This is a genomic window from Ensifer sp. EB106-03-01-XG145 (assembly GCF_058792075.1).
Genome location: NZ_JBYTEC010000012.1, coordinates 128,351 through 145,352, shown reverse-complemented (window position 1 = coordinate 145,352; position 17,002 = coordinate 128,351). Strand labels below are relative to the sequence as shown.

The following is a 17,002-nucleotide window of genomic DNA, read 5'->3' as shown; positions in this document are numbered from 1 at the left end:
AACGAGAGAGAAAGCGCCGTATGCGCCAATGATTGGCCCCCACGGCGAATTTCGCGCCTGCAGGGAAACGCCCTACGCCTCCGCGTCGTACACCTCGCGTGCCGCGCGGATCGCTCCGTGGTTTTCCAACGACCAGTCGACGAAATGCTTGAGCAGGCCAAGCAGGGAGCGGCCGAGATCGGTCAGTGCATATTCCACGCTCGGCGGCTGGGTCGGGTAGACGGTGCGGTGGATGTAGCCGTCGCGCTGCAGGTCGCGCAGCGTCTGGGTCAGCATGCGCTGGGAAATGTCGGGGATGAGCCGGCGAAGCTGGGAGAAACGCAAGGGACCGTCGGCCAGCGACAGGATCATCAGCGAGTTCCACTTGCCGCCGATATTGTCCATGACGTCGCGCACCGGGCAGTTCTCCATGTCCATCGGAACGCCGCAGACGATGGCCACGCGCTTGCCCTTCACATCCCCGGTCAGCTTGTTCATAGGCGGTACCCTTCCTGTAACCACAGCAGAAAAAACTGCCTCCTTTACAGCTGTACCGAGATTACGAGATAAGAGCAAGTCTCAAAAAGAGACCATGTGCCGCGCGACCTCCCGGGCCGCCGGCATCAACGACGAGCGAGGAAAGTGCGGGCGATCTCCCGCGGCCATCCCGTCTCAGGTTTAGAGGAAAAGGAAAGACCATGTCCGATACATTGCTCGTCACCGGCGCGACCGGCCAGCTCGGCAAGCTCGTGCTCGACCAGCTTCTTGGCTCCGGCGTCGAGCCGACCCGGATCATCGCCACCAGCCGCGACACGGCGAAGCTTGCCGACTACACGGCCAAGGGCGTACAGGCCCGCGTCGCCGATTTCGACGACCCGGCCTCGCTCGACAAGGCCTTTGCCGGCGCCGACCGGATCCTGATCATCTCGACCGACGCGTTGGATCAGCCGGGCAAGCGCCTGAAGCAGCACCTCGCCGCCGTGACAGCTGCCGAGAAGGCCGGCGCCAGGCATATCCTCTACACCTCGATGCCCAGCCCCGAGACATCGGTGATCCCCTTCGCGCCCGATCATCTCGGCACCGAAAACGCCATCAAGGCGACCGGCATCCCCTACACCATCCTGCGCAACGGCTGGTACATGGAGAACCTGTTCATGGCGCTGCCGCACGCGCTAGAGACCGGCCAATGGTATTCCTCGTCCGGCGAAGGCCGCCTCGCCCACATCGCCCGCGCCGATGCCGCCAAGGCCGCCGCAGCAGCGCTTGCCTCAGGCGCAAACGAGAGCCGCACCTATACGCTGACCGGCGGCGAGCAGCGCTCGACCGACGAGATCGCGGCGCTGGTCGCCAAGGCGACCGGCAAGCGGCTTGATGTCGTGCACATCTCGGACGAGGCGCTCGCGGGTGGCCTGAAGGGCGCCGGCCTGCCGGATTTCCTCATCCCGATCGTCGTTTCCTTCGATGCCAACACCCGCGAAGGCCACATCAACATGGTGACGAACGACGTGACGTCGCTGACCGGTGCGACGCCGGTGAAGCTCGGCGCTTTCCTGGAAGCGAGCAAGGCGAGACTTGCCGGCTGAGGAAGGAATCCGGTCCGAAACGACGCGAGCCCGGCCATCCGTGCCGGGCTCCTGGATTGCGACGAGGGAGATGCCCAATTGCGTCTTCCGCCCCGGCAGCAGGGTCTTGTCAGTCGCCGTCGCCACATTTTGTTCTTGTTATGTTCAGTATGATGCGCTATGCATTCCCCCACCTTCACCACCGGAGAAAGGGGGACATTATGAGCGCTTATTTGACCGTGGGTGCCTTGGACTGCGCCCGCTCGAATGCCTTCTATGACGCAATTCTCGCGACCATCGGATGGAGCAAGCACATAGAGTTTCCGGACTGGCGCGCCTATTCCGAAGGCGGAGCCGGCAAAGGCTTTGTCCTGTGGGTCTGCAAACCTTTTGACGGTGAGCCGGCGACCGCCGGAAACGGCTCCATGGTCGGGTTCATGGCCAAGTCGCCCGCGGAGGTGGATGCTTTCTACCAGGCCGCCATCATCAATGGCGGGGCGGACGAAGGCGCACCCGGGCCGCGTCCGCACTATGGGCCCGACTGGTACTCCGCCTACATGCGCGATCCATCCGGAAACAAGATTTCAGTCGTCTACAACGGCTAGGGTTGCCGTAGCGGACAAGCTTTGCGAAAACGACGTGCACGGACGGATCGCGACCATGCTTTGCGGGTTCCCCTGGGCTTGTTTCCCTGGGCTGGACGGGCCGTGCGCAGGGCCGCGCCTGCCGCACGGTCCGCTCGGATCTTGCCTGGCTTAGCGTACGGCCTCCACCGGCGAGGCATCTGCCCGCAGCGCGATCTCCGCAAGCACGAGCGCGCTGGTTCCGGCGACAAAGAACCCGGCGGAAAGATTGAGCGTCGTGCCGTCGTAGAAGGCGCCGAATGCGATCGCGAACAGGGTCGCGATCAGGCTCGAGCCGGAGGCGATCAACGACGCCCCGAGGCCCGCCACCTGCCCCAGCGAGCGCATGGCCATGGCGTTCAGGTTGCCGAAGAGCACCCCGATCGCAAAGAAGGCCGCAAAGCCGAGCACCAGCAGCACTGTGAGCGGCGGCCGGCCGGCCCAAAGGGTGGATGCCGCCAGCATGGCGAGCCCCGCCACCGCCAGGCCAATGAAGCCATAACGCGCCATCGCCTCCGAACCAAAGCGCTGCACGAGCTTGGCATTGAGGAACGAGGCAAGCCCGATGCCGGTCGCCAGCATGGCGAAATACAAGGGGAAGGTCTGCCCGATCCCGTAGGCGTCGAAGAACAGATCCGCCGCGGTGCTCAGATAAAGAAGCTGCGCGCCGAAGACGAGCCCGGTCGCCAGGATCAGCAGCGTCACGCGGCGATTTGAGAGGATACGCCGCCCGTTCGACACGAGAAGCCGCGGGCGAAAGGGAATGCGTTTCTCTAGCGGCAACGTTTCCGGCTGGCGCATCACCAGCCACATGCCGAGAAGTCCCGCCGCCGCGAGGTAGACCGCAAAGACGCTACGCCAGCCACCGACGGTGATGATCCCTTGCGCGAGCGTCGGGGCCAGCATCGGCACGAGAATGAACAGCGTGAACATGAACGACATCACACGCGCCATGGCGTCACCTTCGAACTGGTCGCGGATCATCGCCCGCGTCGCAATCTTCGGCCCCGAGACCCCGACGCCCTGAAGGAAGCGGCCGAGAATGACCATTTCGAGCGAGCCGGCCGCCATGGCGATGATCGTTCCGAGCGCATAGACGCCAAGCCCGAGAACAAGCGCCCTCTTCCGCCCCATCGCATCGGAGAGCGGCCCGAGCAGCAGCTCGCCAAACGCCATGCCGAGGATGAAAAGCGAGATGATGTGCTGGGTGGAAAGTGGCGGCCGAACGCCGAGATCGGCCCCGATCTGGCGCAGGCCCGGCAAAAGCGCATCGATGCTGATCGAGGTCAGCGACGTCAGAAGCGCATAGAGAACGATGCGCTCGCGGAAACTGGTCTGAAATGTCATTGGCTGCACACAAGGGAAGGAAAGACTCGACCTATAGCAGTCTTGCCGCAGGCCTGCGCGCACCAGTCGCAACATCAACCGAAAAAAACGCCGGTTTCTGCAGATGATATTTTCGGATCGGCGAGGCTTATGAATTGAGGTGTGACGCATCCGCAAGACCGACAACCGCCCGGTTTCGGAAGAAATCGTCCTGGCGCAGATGCGTGATGCTTCCCGATTTTGCCGGAAAACTCAGGAATCCCGTGGCGCCGATCGGGATCTTCATCCAGGCGGCAAGCACCAGCGTCAGCGTGAAGCCGTGGGTGACGATGATCTGCGTTTGGCAGGGCCGCGCGACGATGGCGTCGACGCAAGGGAAGACGCGCAGCGCCACCTCGCGCCGGGTTTCTGCGCCATCGATCCCGCAGGGATCATCGAGCCGATTGTCATCCGGCGCCGGGGTGTAGCGCGCATCGAGCCAGGCCTGGGGCCTGCCACCGGCAACGCCATAGCTGATTTCCCGGAGATCGGCGGTTTCCATCACCGGCCGCTGGAAGCGCCTTGCTATCGCATCGGCCGTCTGGGTGGCGCGGCGCAGATCGGAGCTATGGATTTCCACGTCCCTTCCGCCAACCAAAGCCACCAGCCGTTCGGCCGTTAACTCCGCATCCTCTCTGCCGCGGGCGGTCAGATCCGTGTCGTACCAGCCACCCACCTTGCCTTCCAGGTGATGGACGGATTCCGTGTGGGTGACGACGAAGAGATCCTTCATGGCATCGCTCGGGTTTCCGCAAGGCGCTGCTGCCGCGCAAGAACTAGGGCGCAAATGTCGCCTCAGACCTCCTGCCCGCAGGCGCGACGGAAGCGGCGCACCGTCTCGGCCATACCGTATTCCAGCGCATCGGCCGTCAGGCCGTGACCGATCGAGACTTCGGCAAGATCGGGGATGTGCCGGGCGAGCAACGGCAGGTTGGCCACCGTCAGGTCGTGGCCCGCATTGACGTCGAGCCCGAGGCTTGCGGCAATCGCAGCCGTGCGGCCAAGTTCGGCGGCGATCTTCTCGGCCTTGTCCGGGTCGTCATAGCAACCGCCATAGGGGCCGGTGTAGAGTTCGATGCGATCGGCGCCGGTTTCCTTGGCAATCCGCAAGGCCTCCGTATCCTCGTCGCCATCGGCAAACAGCGAAACGCGAAAACCCTTCTTCTTCAGCCGGCCGACGACATTGCCGAGCAGGTTGTGGTTCTTGCGGAAATCCCAGCCGTGGTCGGAGGTCGCCTGCGCCGGATCGTCGGGCACCAGTGTCACCTGCTCCGGCCGATGCATCTCCACGAGGCCGAGGAATTCCTCGTTCGGATAACCTTCCATGTTGAATTCCGTCTCCGGAAACGCCTCGTCGATCAGGTCGCGGATCGGCTGCAGATCGCTGAAGCGGACGTGGCGCTGGTCGGGACGCGGATGCACGGTGAGACCGGCAGCCCCCGCTTCGAGCGCGATGCGGCCAAGCGCGGTGACGGAGGGCCACGGCAGATCGCGCCGGTTGCGGAGCATTGCGACGGCATTCAGATTCACGGACAGTTTTGCAGGCATGTCTGAACTTTCCAGAAAGCGGGCCCAAGGCGGGCCCAGACGCAGGCAATGTGGTTGCAATGTTCTACTGCATAATTGCTGAAACCGAAAACAGTTTGAGGTCCGATTATGCAGCAATTCCAAGGAGGTCGCAGGGCAGCGATGCGGCGTTTGCGCGCGGTTCGTTTGCCCGCCTTGTCTTGACCAAGTCTTGACAATCGACGTCTCTAATATGCGGAAAGGCTCAATCACGAGCGGCGAAAATGGCCGACTGGACTTCCGCTACCATCTGCCACAGGGAGAACCGGCGCAATTTTTACGTTTATTTCAGAAAAAACTCAAATTTGGCGTCTACACCCCTGACAACCACCTTTTTAGGGCTTAACTTTCCGAATCAGATCGAATGGCCCAGCCCGCGCCGCGATCGCATTTCATAGATTTTAGTTCACATGACACTGGAGCAAGAACGGATGACGACGGTCGAAAGACCCTGCGACGAGACGATTCGACGGGCCCTCCGTCGTATCCTCGAAAGCAAGGCTTTCGCGCGTTCAGAGCGCCTCAGGGCCTTCCTCACCTATGTGGTCGAGAAGGAGATGGCCGGCGAAGGCCATCAGCTCAAGGGTTACTCGATCGCGATCGACGTCTTCGAGCGGCCCCAGGCCTTCAACGCCGACAGCGACCCGCTTGTGCGGGTGCACGCCGGCAAATTGCGCAAGCTGCTCAAGGCTTTCTACGAGGGCGACGGTGCCGATGACGAATGGCGGATCGCCATTCCGAAGGGAACCTATGTTCCGGAGTACCAGCGCGCCCGCAACGAGGAAGAGCATCAAGCGGCAGCCTCGCCCCGCCAGCCGAAACTGACGAAGCGGCGCTTTGCCGGGCACCGGCCCGCCTGGCCGCCGGCGCCCTTCTCGTCGCCGCTCTCGGTGCTGACCGTGCTGCCGCTGCTCCTTTTCGCGCCGATGCCCTCGCAGGAAATGACGCTGGACATCGACGCGCAGGCAAAACTCTTCAACGCGCGCCACGCGACCGAGCGGGTACTGCCCTCGGTTCAGGTGAAGATGGCCGGCGCCGAAAACGAAGATGCAAAAGCGTTTGCCACGGCGCTTCGCCTTGCGGCCCAGCGCCACAAGACGCTGGCCCGCGCCACCGACGGCGACACCGGTCGACCCGTTTCGCGCAATTCCGCCCTGTCGTTCACCGTGCAGGTGACCTGGTACGATGCGCCGGCGCAGGGCATCCGCGTCACCCTCTCGCATGATGGCGAGAACGTGCCGCTGCGCCAGGACTTCATTACCTGGAAGCGGCTCGCGTCCGAGCCGGACCTGCTTTACGAGAGCATGTCGCTGGCGTCGGAACTGTTTTCGCTCGACGGCGAGATCTACGAGCACGCCCGCCAGGAGCAGATCGAAAGCCCCCTCATGGGCTGCATGGCCGCTACCCAGCGCTATCGCAAGCACCTGACCCGGGGTGCCTTCGAGGAAGCCTGGTCCTGCCAGCAGAAGCTGTCGCCGTTGCGCGGGGACGAACCACTGTTCATCCTGAGCTCCAACAGCCCGCTCAAGGTCATCGGCCACTGACCGCGTGCGCCGCATCTTCGAGGACGCGGCAAGCTCACCGTAACGCTTTGAATCACTGCATGTTTTCCTGGATCGGCCCACAGCGCCGCGCGTCTTATCAGACGCGCAAAGGTCGCTGTAGCCCTTTGATTTTCTGCATGTCTTGGTCCTTAAATCGAGGTCGATTCAAGGAGACAGGCAGTAGGAAACCATGCAGTGGCAGCGGCCCCTCCAGTCGGGGAAAACGGGCGTCAGCCTACCAATATTAAGGACTGGTCATATATTTGATTCGCGTATACGGTGCACGCATGCGTTGGGAATGGATGCCTGGTTGCTCGTCAGGCAAGCATCGAAGTCCTGAGTAGAACCGCGTGGTCCACGCGGGATGCCCCAGCCGAGCAGCAGGCATTGTCGTTGTCGATCAACGAGTGCCTCAGCACGCGGACGCGGTCCGCACCTATGAGACCCGGTGATCGCCGCCGCTTCCGGACGCGGACTGTTACACCCTGGGTCGGCCTCGATTCAGGTCAAATATGCGGAAAATCAAACGTTACAGAGACAACGCGCCGGATAGGCGCGGCCTGTAGACCGGGGACAATCGATATGCCGCGAGACCACTGGAAATACGAAGGCATGCTCGCCGCGCCCGAACGCGTCGGCTTCCTGCCCATCCTTCCCCTTCCCCATCATGATCCGACGGCCCCGCTGGCGATCGCCGACATGGCCGATGCCTTCGGCGTCACCCACCGCACCCTGCATTTCTACGAGGAGAAAGGCCTTCTGACCGCCGCGCGCATGGGGCCGATGCGGGTTTACAACGAAGAACACATCCGCCGCATGGCTGTCATCAACGCCTGCCGCGAGATCGACATGCCGATCGCCGCCATCCTGGAGCTTTTGACCGGCCTTGCCGGCACCGAAGAACAGGCAGACGCCGACCAGTTGTTTCGCGAGGCGCTACTGGCGCGGCGCCGGGAACTTGCCGCCCAGCAGGCGAACCTGCGCCGCCAGATGCAGCGCATCACCGAGCTGCTCGAAAGCAGCGATGGCAGCGGTACCGCGACCGATGAAGATGACCATGTCCACCTTTCCCCGATCGAGAGCGAGTGTCTGACCTTCATGGCCGACGGTTATCCGGCCCCGCGCATCGCCGGCCTGATGGAGATGGACGTCGCCGCGGCGCTCACGCTCGAAGCCGGCATCATCCGCAAGTTCGGCGCCAACAACCGCTTCCAGGCAATCGCCAAGGCCGTACTCGCCGGAATGATCTCGGCGGAGTAACCGAAGCACCTTACGGCGGTTTTCGTCTTCGCCTGGAGACGTGTCAGCGCGTCTGGAGGCGGCACGGCCAAAGCCTGTCCGGTAGCCGGCCATACCGCCGGTTTGCCGGCGATTCTCCCGGGATCGTCGACAATGGGATGTCTTCGACGCCGCGCTCATGTTACGAGGCGCTGAAACGACATGAGTGAGATATCCCGATGCTTCCCTGGATCCAGCTAGACCGCGCCACCATTCCCGGAGACGGCGACGAGTTGCGCCTGAAGCAGCGCGGCCAAGAATTTTCCATCATGCTCGGCTCGACCGAACTAATGAACAGCCGGCTGAGCGGCTCGGAAGAGGCGCTGGCGACGCTCGCCTACGAGCGCATCGCCGGCGGCAAGAACATCAGCATGCTGATCGGCGGCCTCGGCATGGGGTTCACATTGCGGGCTGCCCTCGCCGTGCTGCCGGAGGATGCCAGCGTCGTCGTCGCAGAGCTCGTGCCAGCCGTCGTCGACTGGGCGCGCGGGCCGATGGCGGACCTCCACAAGGGCACACTCGACGATCCCCGCGTCGATATCCATGTCGGCGATGTCGGCGCGCTGATCCGCTCGAAGACGGCCGCCTACGATGCCATCCTGCTCGATGTCGACAATGGCCCGGACGGATTGACGCGCCCCTCCAACGACAGCCTTTACAGCCATACCGGGCTTCGCGCGGCCCAAGCGGCGCTGCGGCCCAACGGCGTGCTTGCCGTCTGGTCCTCGGCCCCCGATAGCGCCTTTACCCGCCGCTTGCGCGAGGTCGGCTTTGCCACCGACGAGGTCAATGTGCGCGCCAATGGCAAGCGCGGCGGTGCGCGCCACGTGCTGTGGATGGCGACCAAGCGATAATCGTCCGTTATGCGGCCGGCCTTATCCAGCTTGCCGCCTACAGCGCCGCGCGTCTTATCAGACGCGCAAAGGTCGCTGTAGCACTTTGATTTTCTGCATGTCTTTGTCCTTAAATCGAGCTCGATTTAAGGAGACATGCAGTAGGTCAAAAGCCCGGACTGGTGAGCCTAATTTGCTTCGTCGATACATACCGAGCGGATGTCGCCATTGCTCAGCGTCGTCTTGCACCGCTGGTTCGATTTGCAGTTAGGGTCACCGTTGCCCGTCACGACACCGCCAACGCGCTCACATTCCTGGGCAGTCAGTTCAGCAGAGCCGACCGTGGTCTGTGGGCCGGTTGCTCCAGCCTTGACCGACGGCGATTTCACCAGCGGCTTCTTGGTCTCTGCCACCAGAGCCAGGTCCGATGGATTTGCAGCGGTGGGGCTGGTCCAGGACGGACTGTTTGTCATGTTGATAGGCGCTGCGTGGATCGTCGTTGCAAAGCCTATTGAGAATGCGGCGACGGAAAGGAAGCGAGCCCGAGACATTTTGCCCTCCACAACCGGTGGTGAAGCTATGATATTAGCAGCAAACAGGGCAGTGCGGAATCCACGTGTCGCTTGGCAGAGAAACGGGTTGTATCCGCCAGCCGAAATCGCGTCCACTGTGCTGACAAAAGGCCTCGACACGATGATCCTGTTGATCGGCAACGTCGCACCCCTTCCGTAGCCGCCCTTAGCGAACGATCGTCAGTCGCTCCGCCGCGCGGGTAATCGCGGTGTAGAGCCAGCGTTCCCGCGTATCGCGGAAGGCCCAGCTTTCATCGAACAAAACGACGTTGTTCCACTGCGAGCCCTGCGCCTTATGCACCGTCAGCGCATAGCCGTAGTCGAACTCGTCGTAGCGCTTGCGCGTCGTCCAGGGGATCTCGCCCTCGACATCCTCGAAGGCCGCCTTCAACAGCTTGATCTTGGCGGCACCGCGATCCATGTCGTCGTCTTCCGGCCGGATCATCAGGTTGATGCCGGGCTTCACCGTTTCCTTCGACGAGCTCATCACCTGCCACAGCGAGCCGTTGAGCAGGCCCTTGGCAGGGTCGTTCCTGAGGCAGACCAGCTTGTCGCCGGACTGCGGATAGTCGCTGGTGAAGCCCTTGAGTTCGCGCAGGCGCTGGTTGTAGCGCCGGCGGGTCTTGTTGGTGCCGACAAGCACCTGATCCGCTTCCAGCACCAGCTCCTGGTTCACCTGCCCGCGACCGATCACCTGCGTGGTGCCGTAGTCGCCATGCATGATCTCGTTGCCTTCGCGCACCTGCATGGCGAGCTGGATGATCGGATTGTCGCGCGCCTGACGATGGATGTCCGTCAGCAGATAATCCGGCTCCTGGTTGGTGAAGTAGCCGCCACCGGAGACCGGCGGCAGCTGGCCGGGATCGCCGAGCACCAGGATCGGCGTGCCGAAGCTCATCAGGTCCTTGCCGAGCGCCTCGTCCACCATCGAGCATTCGTCGACGATGATCAGCGCGGCCTTGGCGACCGGGCTCTGGCGGTTGATCGCAAACATCGGCGCGATCGAGGTCTTGCCGGTTTCCTCATCGGAAACCTCCTCCTCGCCGCGCGGACGATAGATCAGCGAGTGGATGGTCTTGGCGTTGCTGGCACCCTTGGAGCGCAGCACCTGCGCGGCCTTGCCGGTGAAGGCGGCAAACAGCACGTCGCCATCGACATGTTCGGCAAAGTGCCGGGCCAGCGTCGTCTTGCCGGTGCCGGCATAGCCGAACAGCCGGAAGAGCGGCGAGCGGCCCTCTTTCAGCCACTGCGAAACGGCCTTGAGGGCCTCGTCCTGTTGCGGTGCGAACTGCATGGGCTTGAGTGTCAGGATTCGGGCGGCACACGCAAGCCCGGATTTATGGGCTGCACGGCCCCTGTGACGGCAGGTTGGCGAGCACTCCGCGGCAATTCACGAAATTGCCACGCAAAATCAATATCTTTTTGCCTGACCGCATCTGTCGCGCTACCCGAGCCAGAGATCTTTTGTTCACGTTTTTTTCTCACAACGCGCGTTCGTCACACAGCTGCGAGCCTTCCCGGCAAGTGTGGCGACACCGCTCCCCTTGTTTCCGGCCGACGGCAGCTGTGGCACTTTCTTGCCGTGCCCCTTGAATGCAACGCCGCATTGTTGCTAACGAGCGGGACATTGATGGCGCCGCGATCCTGCTGGTGACGACCATCGCTCGAAGCCCGTCGAGGCCGGCCACGAATGGCCGCTCCGCCTTTACGGGGTCATGCCGGAGAATGCCCGTGACGACCGACAAGCCCAAAGCCGCGTCCTCTCCGGAAAAGGTCGGCATCGGACGGCTGGCCCCGTGGCTGCAATGGTGCCTGCTCTCGGCAATCTCCATTGTGCTCGCCTCGTTCTTCGAATTCATCGGCCTTCCGGCCGGGCTGTTGATGGGCCCGATGCTCGGCGCCGTTCTCGTCGGCATGAACGGCGGCACGATCCGGCTGCCGCGGCAGCTCTTCTTCTGCGTGCAGTTCATCCTGGCGATGATGATCGCCGGCGCTATGACGCCGGGCATGCTCGTGACCTTCTCCGGCAACTGGCCGCTGTTCCTCGCCGTCATCCTCTCGGTCATCGCCGTCAGCACGCTCTGCGGCTGGGTGATCACCCGCATGCGCATCCTGCCGGGCACGACGGCGATCTGGGGCTCGTCGGCCGGTGCCGCCTCGACCATGCTCTTGATGGCCGATGCCTACGGCGCCGACGCCCGCCTCGTCGCCTTCATGCAATATCTGCGCGTGATCTTCGTCGCCAGCACCGCAACGGTCGTGGCGCATATGTGGGTCACCGGGGCTGAAGCCGAGCAGACCACGCACTGGTTCGCGCCGATCGACGGCTTGCTCTTCCTCGAGACCATGGCCGTCGGGCTCGGCGCCGCCCTTGCCGGCCGCTTCCTGCGCGTGCCGGCCGGCGCCTTCCTGCTGCCCTTCCTCGTCGGCGCCGTGCTCAACGTCAGCGGCGTCATGACCACCGTGCTGCCGCAATGGCTGCTGGCGCTCTGTTTTGCGGCTCTCGGCTGGAACATCGGCCTTGGCTTCACCCGCCAGATCCTCATCCACGCGCGCCGCGCGCTGGTGCCGACGGTCATCTCGATTATCGTGCTGATCTCCTTCTCGGGTCTGCTCGCGGTGCTCCTGATCAAGGTCGTCGGCATCGATCCGCTGACCGCCTATCTCGCCACCAGCCCCGGCGGGCTCGATTCGATCGCGGTCATTGCCGCATCGAGCAATGTCGATCTTTCCTTCGTCATGGCGCTGCAGACCGCCCGCCTTCTGATCATCACCATGATCGGTCCAGCCCTCGCCCGCTTCGTCGCCGACCGGGCTTGAGCCGCTTGGCATCTACACGCCCGGCCGCACCTTGAAGCGCGCCAGCGCTGTGATGACCGCTTCCTTGACCAGCCGCACCCGCGGCAGTTCCGCCGCCTGTTCATGGACCAGCATCCAGAGATCCGGGGCCAAGGGCGGCACCTCCGGCAGCAGAGGCACGAACCCTGCCGACTGGACCGCAAAGGCAGGCAACACGGCGAGCCCGAGCCCGTTTTTCACCGCCGCCATCTGCGCACCGAGGGAGGTGAGACGCATCGACGGCTGGAGACCGGGGCAGAGCGTTTCGACCCAGGCCACCATGATCAGGTAACTCAACTCCTCGCTCCAGCCGATCACCCGGTGGCGGTAGAGGTCAGCCGGCGTACCTGGCGTACCGTGGCGTTCAAGGTAGCTGGGTGCTGCATAGAGGCCGAAGGCGAGAGAGCCGATCTTGCGCTGACGATAATTGCCCTGCTGCGGCCGGACGAGGCGCAGCACGATATCCGCCTCCTCACCGATCAGCCGCACCGGCCGGACGCTCGAATGCATCTCAAGGCGGATCTCCGGATGGCTTTGCAGGAGCCCCGCCAGCCCGGGCAACAGCACCTCCTGCCCGAGCAGTTCCGGCACGTCGATACGGACCGGCCCGGCGAGATCGCTGTCCTTCTCGCGCGCCGTGCGCTCGAAGACGCGCATCTGCGCCTCGGCGCGCTCAGCCGGCGCCAGCAAGTCTTCGCCGGCGGGCGTCAGGTCGTAACCGTCGCGATGGGACCGGAAGAGCTTGACCTCCAACGCCGCTTCCAGTGCCTCGATCCGGCGCGACACGGTCGATGCGCTCACACCGAGCCTGGCCGACGCGGCACTCAACGACCGCGCATTGGCGACGGCCAGAAAGAACTTCAGATCATTCCAGTCCATTTGCTTTCCATTTTTGGAAAATCGGTTTGCGCAAAGGTTTCTCGACCGACGCTGAAAAATCAAGCAGATTCCGCGAAATCCCTTGGAGAGCAGCATGGCGATCGAGACTGAAGCCTTCCAATTTTCCGAATTTGGCGCATCAGAGGTACTCGCTTTCAGTACCGAGACGCTGGCCGACCCCGCGCCCGGCGAGATCCAGATCCGCCACCTCGCGATCGGCGTCAATTACATCGACATCTATCATCGCCGCGGCACCGCCCCCCTCCCGCTACCGAGCGGCCTCGGCGTCGAAGGCGTCGGCGTCGTCACGGCACTTGGCGAAGGGGTGGCGGGCTTTGCTGTCGGCCAACGCATCGCCTATGTCGGCGGTCCGCCCGGCGCCTATGCCACCCACCGCAACTTGCCCGCCGCCCGGGCGCTGGCGCTGCCCGACGCGCTCGACAGCCTTGAGGTCGCAGCACTCGTCTTCAAGGGGCTGACGGTCGAGTATCTGATCCGCCGCTGTTTTCCGGTGAAACGCGGCGACACGGTGCTGTTTCATGCGGCGGCCGGCGGCGTCGGCTCGATCGCCTGTCAATGGCTGAAGCACCTGGGCGCGACCACCATCGGCACGGTCAGCTCCGCCGAAAAGGCCGAGATCGCCCGCGCCAACGGCTGCGATCATGTGATCCTCTATACCGAGGAGAATTTTCGGGCGCGTGTCGCCGAGATCACCGGCGGCAAGGGCGTCGATGTTGTTTATGATTCTGTCGGCGCCGAAACCTTCGCCGAATCGCTCGATTGCCTGCGCCCGCGCGGCACGCTGGTTTCGTTCGGCGCCTCCTCCGGCCCGGTGCCGCCGCTTGACGTCTCCTTACTTGCGGCCAAGGGTTCGCTCTATGTTACCCGCCCCTCGATCGCGCATTACACCGCAGACCGAAGGGAATACGAGACGGCAGCGCGAGACCTGTTTGGCGCGATTGAGGCAGGGATCGTTCGCGCCTCCACCATCACCACCTATCCGCTGTCTGAAGCGCGCAAGGCGCATGAGGACCTGGAGGCCCGGCGCACGACCGGGTCCGTGGTTCTGCTGCCCTGAACAGGGGCAGCTTCCAGCAAATCACCGTCCTTTTGCCGGCCGCGCGATTGCCGATCGCGCGGCCGGTCGCTCCGTTTGCTTCGGTTCCGGCAGCGAAATGGCGGAACCGAAACAGCCACCAGTTTTCCGGGAATAAATCCCCCGCGCACCGTGTCTCACGGTTGGATCTGCAAGCATGCGGCTCTTGCGGAACGGGACGAGGAGGCATCCGCCCGTTTCCGGATAGGAAAATCATCTTGAGGAAGGACAATTGCCATGAGAACGTTTCCATTGACGATCGCCATGCTCCTTGCCGCCAGCGCCACGGCCTTCGCCGCGCCGCCGGTCAAGGAAGTCGAATCGGCCAAAGGCAAGGTACTGGCCGGTGAAAACGGTATGACGCTCTATACCTACAAGGACGACCATGGCGGCGTGTCCAGCTGCTACGACAATTGCGCCAAGAACTGGCCGCCCTTCCTGGCGGAAGCCAGCGCCAAGGCCGAAGGCGCCTATACGGTCGTCGAGCGCAAGGACGGCAAGAAACAGTGGGCCAAAGATGGCATGCCGCTCTATTTCTTCGTCAAGGACAAGAAGATGGGTGACATTACCGGTGATGGCGTGAAGGGCGAATGGGATGTCGCAAAGCCGTAATGGCGGCAATGCGGATGCGGGGGCCGAAAACCCCGCATCCGACCGGTTCGAAGAGGACGTGCTGGCTCTGGTGCCAGCGCTGAGGCGCTATGCCCGCAGCCTCGTGCGCTCGGATCCGGATGGCGAGGACCTGTTGCAGGATTGCGTGGAGAAGGTGCTTTCGCGCCGCGCGCAATGGCGCGGCGTCAACCTGCGCGCCTGGGCCTTCACCATCATGACCAATCTCGGCCGCAACCGGCACCGCTACCTCTCCATGCACCCGCAGGTGGCGCTGGAGGAGGATCTGGGGCTCGAGGCGGAGAACCGCGAAAGCGACCCGCTCGAACGCTCCAAGCTCGAACGGGCGCTGAACGGCCTTTCCTCGGAAAACCGCTCGGTGCTGATGCTCGTGGTGATCGAGGGATACCGCTACCAGGACGTGGCCGAGATGATGGCCATTCCAATCGGCACCGTGATGTCGCGGCTCTCACGCGCCCGGCGCCAGCTTGCCGAAGCCATGAAGGACGACAATGTGATCAGCATGCGGAGACCGAAATGACGGAAGATCTCAACACCGTCTCCGAAGACGACCTGCACGCCTATGTCGACGGTTTCGTGACCCCACGGGAACGCGAACGGATCGAGCAATGGCTGGAGAGCAACCCCGCCCGCGCCGAAGAAGTCAGGCAATGGCAGGCGCAGGCGGTGGACCTTCGTGCGCTCTTCGCCGGCTACGCCCACAGCGACACAAACGACCGCGCCCTGCTATCGAAAAGCCGCAACGATCTTCCGCAATCGGACCCGGACAAGGGCAAGCGATCCGCCACCGGCCATCTGCGCGCCATCGCCGCCGGTCTCGCCCTGTTTGCCGCGGGCGCGCTGACCGGCCTCTACGCGCCATCTCTGATTTCTGCCGATGGCGGCAACCAATCGATCGAGACCGCCGACAGCTTGCCGCGGCAGGCGCAATCAGCCTTCCTGGTCTATGCCAGCGAAGTGCGCCACGCCGTCGAAGTGGGCGCCGACGAGCAGAGCCATCTCGCCACCTGGCTCGGAAAACGCCTCGAACATCCGCTGTCGATCCCCGATCTCTCCTCGCTCGGCTTCTCGCTGGTCGGCGGCCGGTTGCTGCCGGTCAATGGCAAGGCGGGTGCGATGTTCATGTATGAGGACGGCACCGGACGCAGGCTCACCGTGCTTCTCGGCCGGAACGACGACAACCGCGAGACCAGTTTCCGCATCGACAGTGTCGACGGCGTCGAGACCTTCTACTGGATCGACGGTCCGATCGGCTACGCCGTCACCGGCGAGGTGCCGCGCAGCCTGCTGCAGCAGGTGGCCGACGAGTGCTACCGCCAGTTCGACAAGAGCGAGGCGACGGGAAGTTGAGATCGCGGCGCGCCCTCTCCGGCGCGTGTCCGCCCAATCAGAAAAAGCCGAGGAGCTTGTAGCGGGTCTTGCGACGCGCGTCGTTCCAGAACATCCGGAACAGCAGGAACTTTGTCCACGGCGACATCGGCGGCAGCTTGTCCTTCAGCCGATAGCAACCGACCGTATAGTCCCAGCGCTGCGAGAACTTCTGCCGGAAGGTCTTGGCGCCATAGCGCTGAACCGATCCCGAACCCTCGATGAAATGGAACTCGGGCCCCTCAACATAGGCGACGAGATCGCGCACCACGAACTCCGTGACGATGTAGGAGGCGCCGGTCCAGGGATAGCTGAACTCGGCATAGCGCCGGAGCAGGATCTCCAGGCTGCCTTGCGACCGATAGATGCCGTAGACCCATTCGGACGGATAGCTCAGATTGCGCGGGATGTTGCCGTCGCGCACGCGCTGGGCAAAATTGAAGACGTCGCGGTTGGGGCTGGCAAGGCGTCCCTTGCCGTTGTTGAAGCGCCTGACGTCCGAAACCCCGAGCAGCTTGGTCTTATCCGCGTCCAGGGCGGCGACGAGGCGCGACAGGTAGTCGAGCGTCGAAAAGTCGTCGCAGGCCCTGAGGCAAAAATATTCGCCGAGCTCAGTGCCAAGGTGGAAGCACTTGAGGAAGTTTTCGTCAGCCTTGAGATGGACCTCGTTTTCGAGAACCTCGAAACGAGGATCCTTCGCCGCGAAAGCCTTGGCGATCTCCAGCGAACCGTCGGTCGACCTGTTCTCGACGATGATGGCGCGAAAATCCCTGAAATCCTGATCCGCGATGCACTGCAGGCACTTTTCCAAGGTCTTCGCACCATTGAAGACCGGAAACAGAACGACGAGTTTCGCCTTCTCCATTCTC

The 17,002-nt window shown here is 63.3% G+C and carries 18 protein-coding genes; 10 read left to right on the top strand and 8 right to left on the bottom strand.

Features of this window, described 5'->3' with window-relative positions; genetic code table 11:
- Positions 1–72: 72 nt before the first annotated feature.
- Positions 73–477 carry a winged helix-turn-helix transcriptional regulator gene (locus AC3WWH_RS24970; protein WP_058321302.1) on the bottom strand — a complete coding sequence of 135 codons (405 nt, stop codon included), beginning with the start codon at positions 475–477 and terminating at the stop codon, positions 73–75.
- A gap of 200 nt (positions 478–677) precedes the next feature.
- On the opposite strand from AC3WWH_RS24970, the gene AC3WWH_RS24965 reads away from it, so the two are divergent.
- Both AC3WWH_RS24965 and AC3WWH_RS24960 read left to right on the top strand, forming a co-directional pair.
- Positions 678–1,562, top strand: a complete 885-nt coding sequence (locus AC3WWH_RS24965; protein WP_058321301.1) for an SDR family oxidoreductase — start codon at positions 678–680, stop codon at positions 1,560–1,562.
- 200 nt (positions 1,563–1,762) lie between these two features.
- Positions 1,763–2,146 carry a VOC family protein gene (locus AC3WWH_RS24960; protein WP_058321300.1) on the top strand — a complete coding sequence of 128 codons (384 nt, stop codon included), beginning with the start codon at positions 1,763–1,765 and terminating at the stop codon, positions 2,144–2,146.
- A gap of 150 nt (positions 2,147–2,296) precedes the next feature.
- On the opposite strand, the gene AC3WWH_RS24955 is transcribed toward AC3WWH_RS24960, so the two are convergent.
- The 3 genes from AC3WWH_RS24955 to AC3WWH_RS24945 all read right to left on the bottom strand — a co-directional run bounded on the left by AC3WWH_RS24955 (position 2,297) and on the right by AC3WWH_RS24945 (position 5,077).
- Positions 2,297–3,511 carry a multidrug effflux MFS transporter gene (locus tag AC3WWH_RS24955; protein WP_058321299.1) on the bottom strand — a complete coding sequence of 405 codons (1,215 nt, stop codon included), beginning with the start codon at positions 3,509–3,511 and terminating at the stop codon, positions 2,297–2,299.
- A 127-nt stretch (positions 3,512–3,638) separates the two neighbouring features.
- Positions 3,639–4,262, bottom strand: a complete 624-nt coding sequence (locus AC3WWH_RS24950; RefSeq protein ID WP_058321298.1) for a histidine phosphatase family protein — start codon at positions 4,260–4,262, stop codon at positions 3,639–3,641.
- A gap of 62 nt (positions 4,263–4,324) precedes the next feature.
- Positions 4,325–5,077 (bottom strand): pyridoxine 5'-phosphate synthase, encoded by a 753-nt coding sequence (locus tag AC3WWH_RS24945; RefSeq protein ID WP_058321297.1) that lies wholly within the window; start codon positions 5,075–5,077, stop codon positions 4,325–4,327.
- Between the two features lie 449 nt (positions 5,078–5,526).
- Between AC3WWH_RS24945 and AC3WWH_RS24940 the strand changes: the two genes are divergently transcribed.
- From AC3WWH_RS24940 to AC3WWH_RS24930, 3 genes are all read left to right on the top strand, one after another.
- Entirely contained in the window at positions 5,527–6,639 is a 1,113-nt protein-coding gene (locus AC3WWH_RS24940; RefSeq protein ID WP_058321296.1) for a hypothetical protein, read from the top strand.
- Positions 6,640–7,221: 582 nt separating this feature from the next.
- Positions 7,222–7,899 carry a MerR family transcriptional regulator gene (locus tag AC3WWH_RS24935; protein ID WP_057253643.1) on the top strand — a complete coding sequence of 226 codons (678 nt, stop codon included), beginning with the start codon at positions 7,222–7,224 and terminating at the stop codon, positions 7,897–7,899.
- Between the two features lie 197 nt (positions 7,900–8,096).
- Positions 8,097–8,771 (top strand): spermine/spermidine synthase domain-containing protein, encoded by a 675-nt coding sequence (locus AC3WWH_RS24930; protein WP_058321295.1) that lies wholly within the window; start codon positions 8,097–8,099, stop codon positions 8,769–8,771.
- 167 nt (positions 8,772–8,938) lie between these two features.
- On the opposite strand, the gene AC3WWH_RS24925 is transcribed toward AC3WWH_RS24930, so the two are convergent.
- Together AC3WWH_RS24925 and AC3WWH_RS24920 are read right to left on the bottom strand one after the other, a co-directional pair.
- Positions 8,939–9,463, bottom strand: coding sequence for a hypothetical protein (locus AC3WWH_RS24925; RefSeq protein WP_156433021.1), 525 nt, complete (start codon positions 9,461–9,463; stop codon positions 8,939–8,941).
- A 25-nt stretch (positions 9,464–9,488) separates the two neighbouring features.
- Entirely contained in the window at positions 9,489–10,616 is a 1,128-nt protein-coding gene (locus tag AC3WWH_RS24920; RefSeq protein WP_057253637.1) for an ATP-dependent DNA helicase, read from the bottom strand.
- A gap of 431 nt (positions 10,617–11,047) precedes the next feature.
- Between AC3WWH_RS24920 and AC3WWH_RS24915 the strand changes: the two genes are divergently transcribed.
- Positions 11,048–12,142, top strand: a complete 1,095-nt coding sequence (locus AC3WWH_RS24915; protein WP_057253635.1) for an AbrB family transcriptional regulator — start codon at positions 11,048–11,050, stop codon at positions 12,140–12,142.
- Between the two features lie 12 nt (positions 12,143–12,154).
- On the opposite strand, the gene AC3WWH_RS24910 is transcribed toward AC3WWH_RS24915, so the two are convergent.
- Positions 12,155–13,039 (bottom strand): LysR family transcriptional regulator, encoded by an 885-nt coding sequence (locus tag AC3WWH_RS24910; RefSeq protein WP_113398932.1) that lies wholly within the window; start codon positions 13,037–13,039, stop codon positions 12,155–12,157.
- 94 nt (positions 13,040–13,133) lie between these two features.
- Here AC3WWH_RS24910 and AC3WWH_RS24905 point away from each other — a divergent pair, with 94 nt between their 5' ends.
- From AC3WWH_RS24905 to AC3WWH_RS24890, 4 genes are all read left to right on the top strand, one after another.
- Positions 13,134–14,117 (top strand): quinone oxidoreductase family protein, encoded by a 984-nt coding sequence (locus AC3WWH_RS24905; protein WP_058321293.1) that lies wholly within the window; start codon positions 13,134–13,136, stop codon positions 14,115–14,117.
- 255 nt (positions 14,118–14,372) lie between these two features.
- Entirely contained in the window at positions 14,373–14,747 is a 375-nt protein-coding gene (locus AC3WWH_RS24900; RefSeq protein WP_058321292.1) for a COG4315 family predicted lipoprotein, read from the top strand.
- Positions 14,731–15,285, top strand: a complete 555-nt coding sequence (locus tag AC3WWH_RS24895) for an RNA polymerase sigma factor (RefSeq protein WP_057253630.1) — start codon at positions 14,731–14,733, stop codon at positions 15,283–15,285. The genes AC3WWH_RS24900 and AC3WWH_RS24895 overlap by 17 nt, the downstream gene beginning before the upstream one ends.
- A complete protein-coding gene (locus AC3WWH_RS24890) occupies positions 15,282–16,115 on the top strand; it encodes an anti-sigma factor family protein (protein ID WP_058321291.1) in 834 nt (277 codons plus the stop codon). Before AC3WWH_RS24895 ends, AC3WWH_RS24890 begins: the two co-directional genes overlap by 4 nt.
- Positions 16,116–16,152: 37 nt before the next feature.
- On the opposite strand, the gene AC3WWH_RS24885 is transcribed toward AC3WWH_RS24890, so the two are convergent.
- Complete coding sequence (locus tag AC3WWH_RS24885) at positions 16,153–16,998, bottom strand: glycosyltransferase family 2 protein (protein ID WP_058321290.1); 846 nt, start codon at positions 16,996–16,998, stop codon at positions 16,153–16,155.
- Between the last annotated feature and the right edge of the window lie 4 nt (positions 16,999–17,002).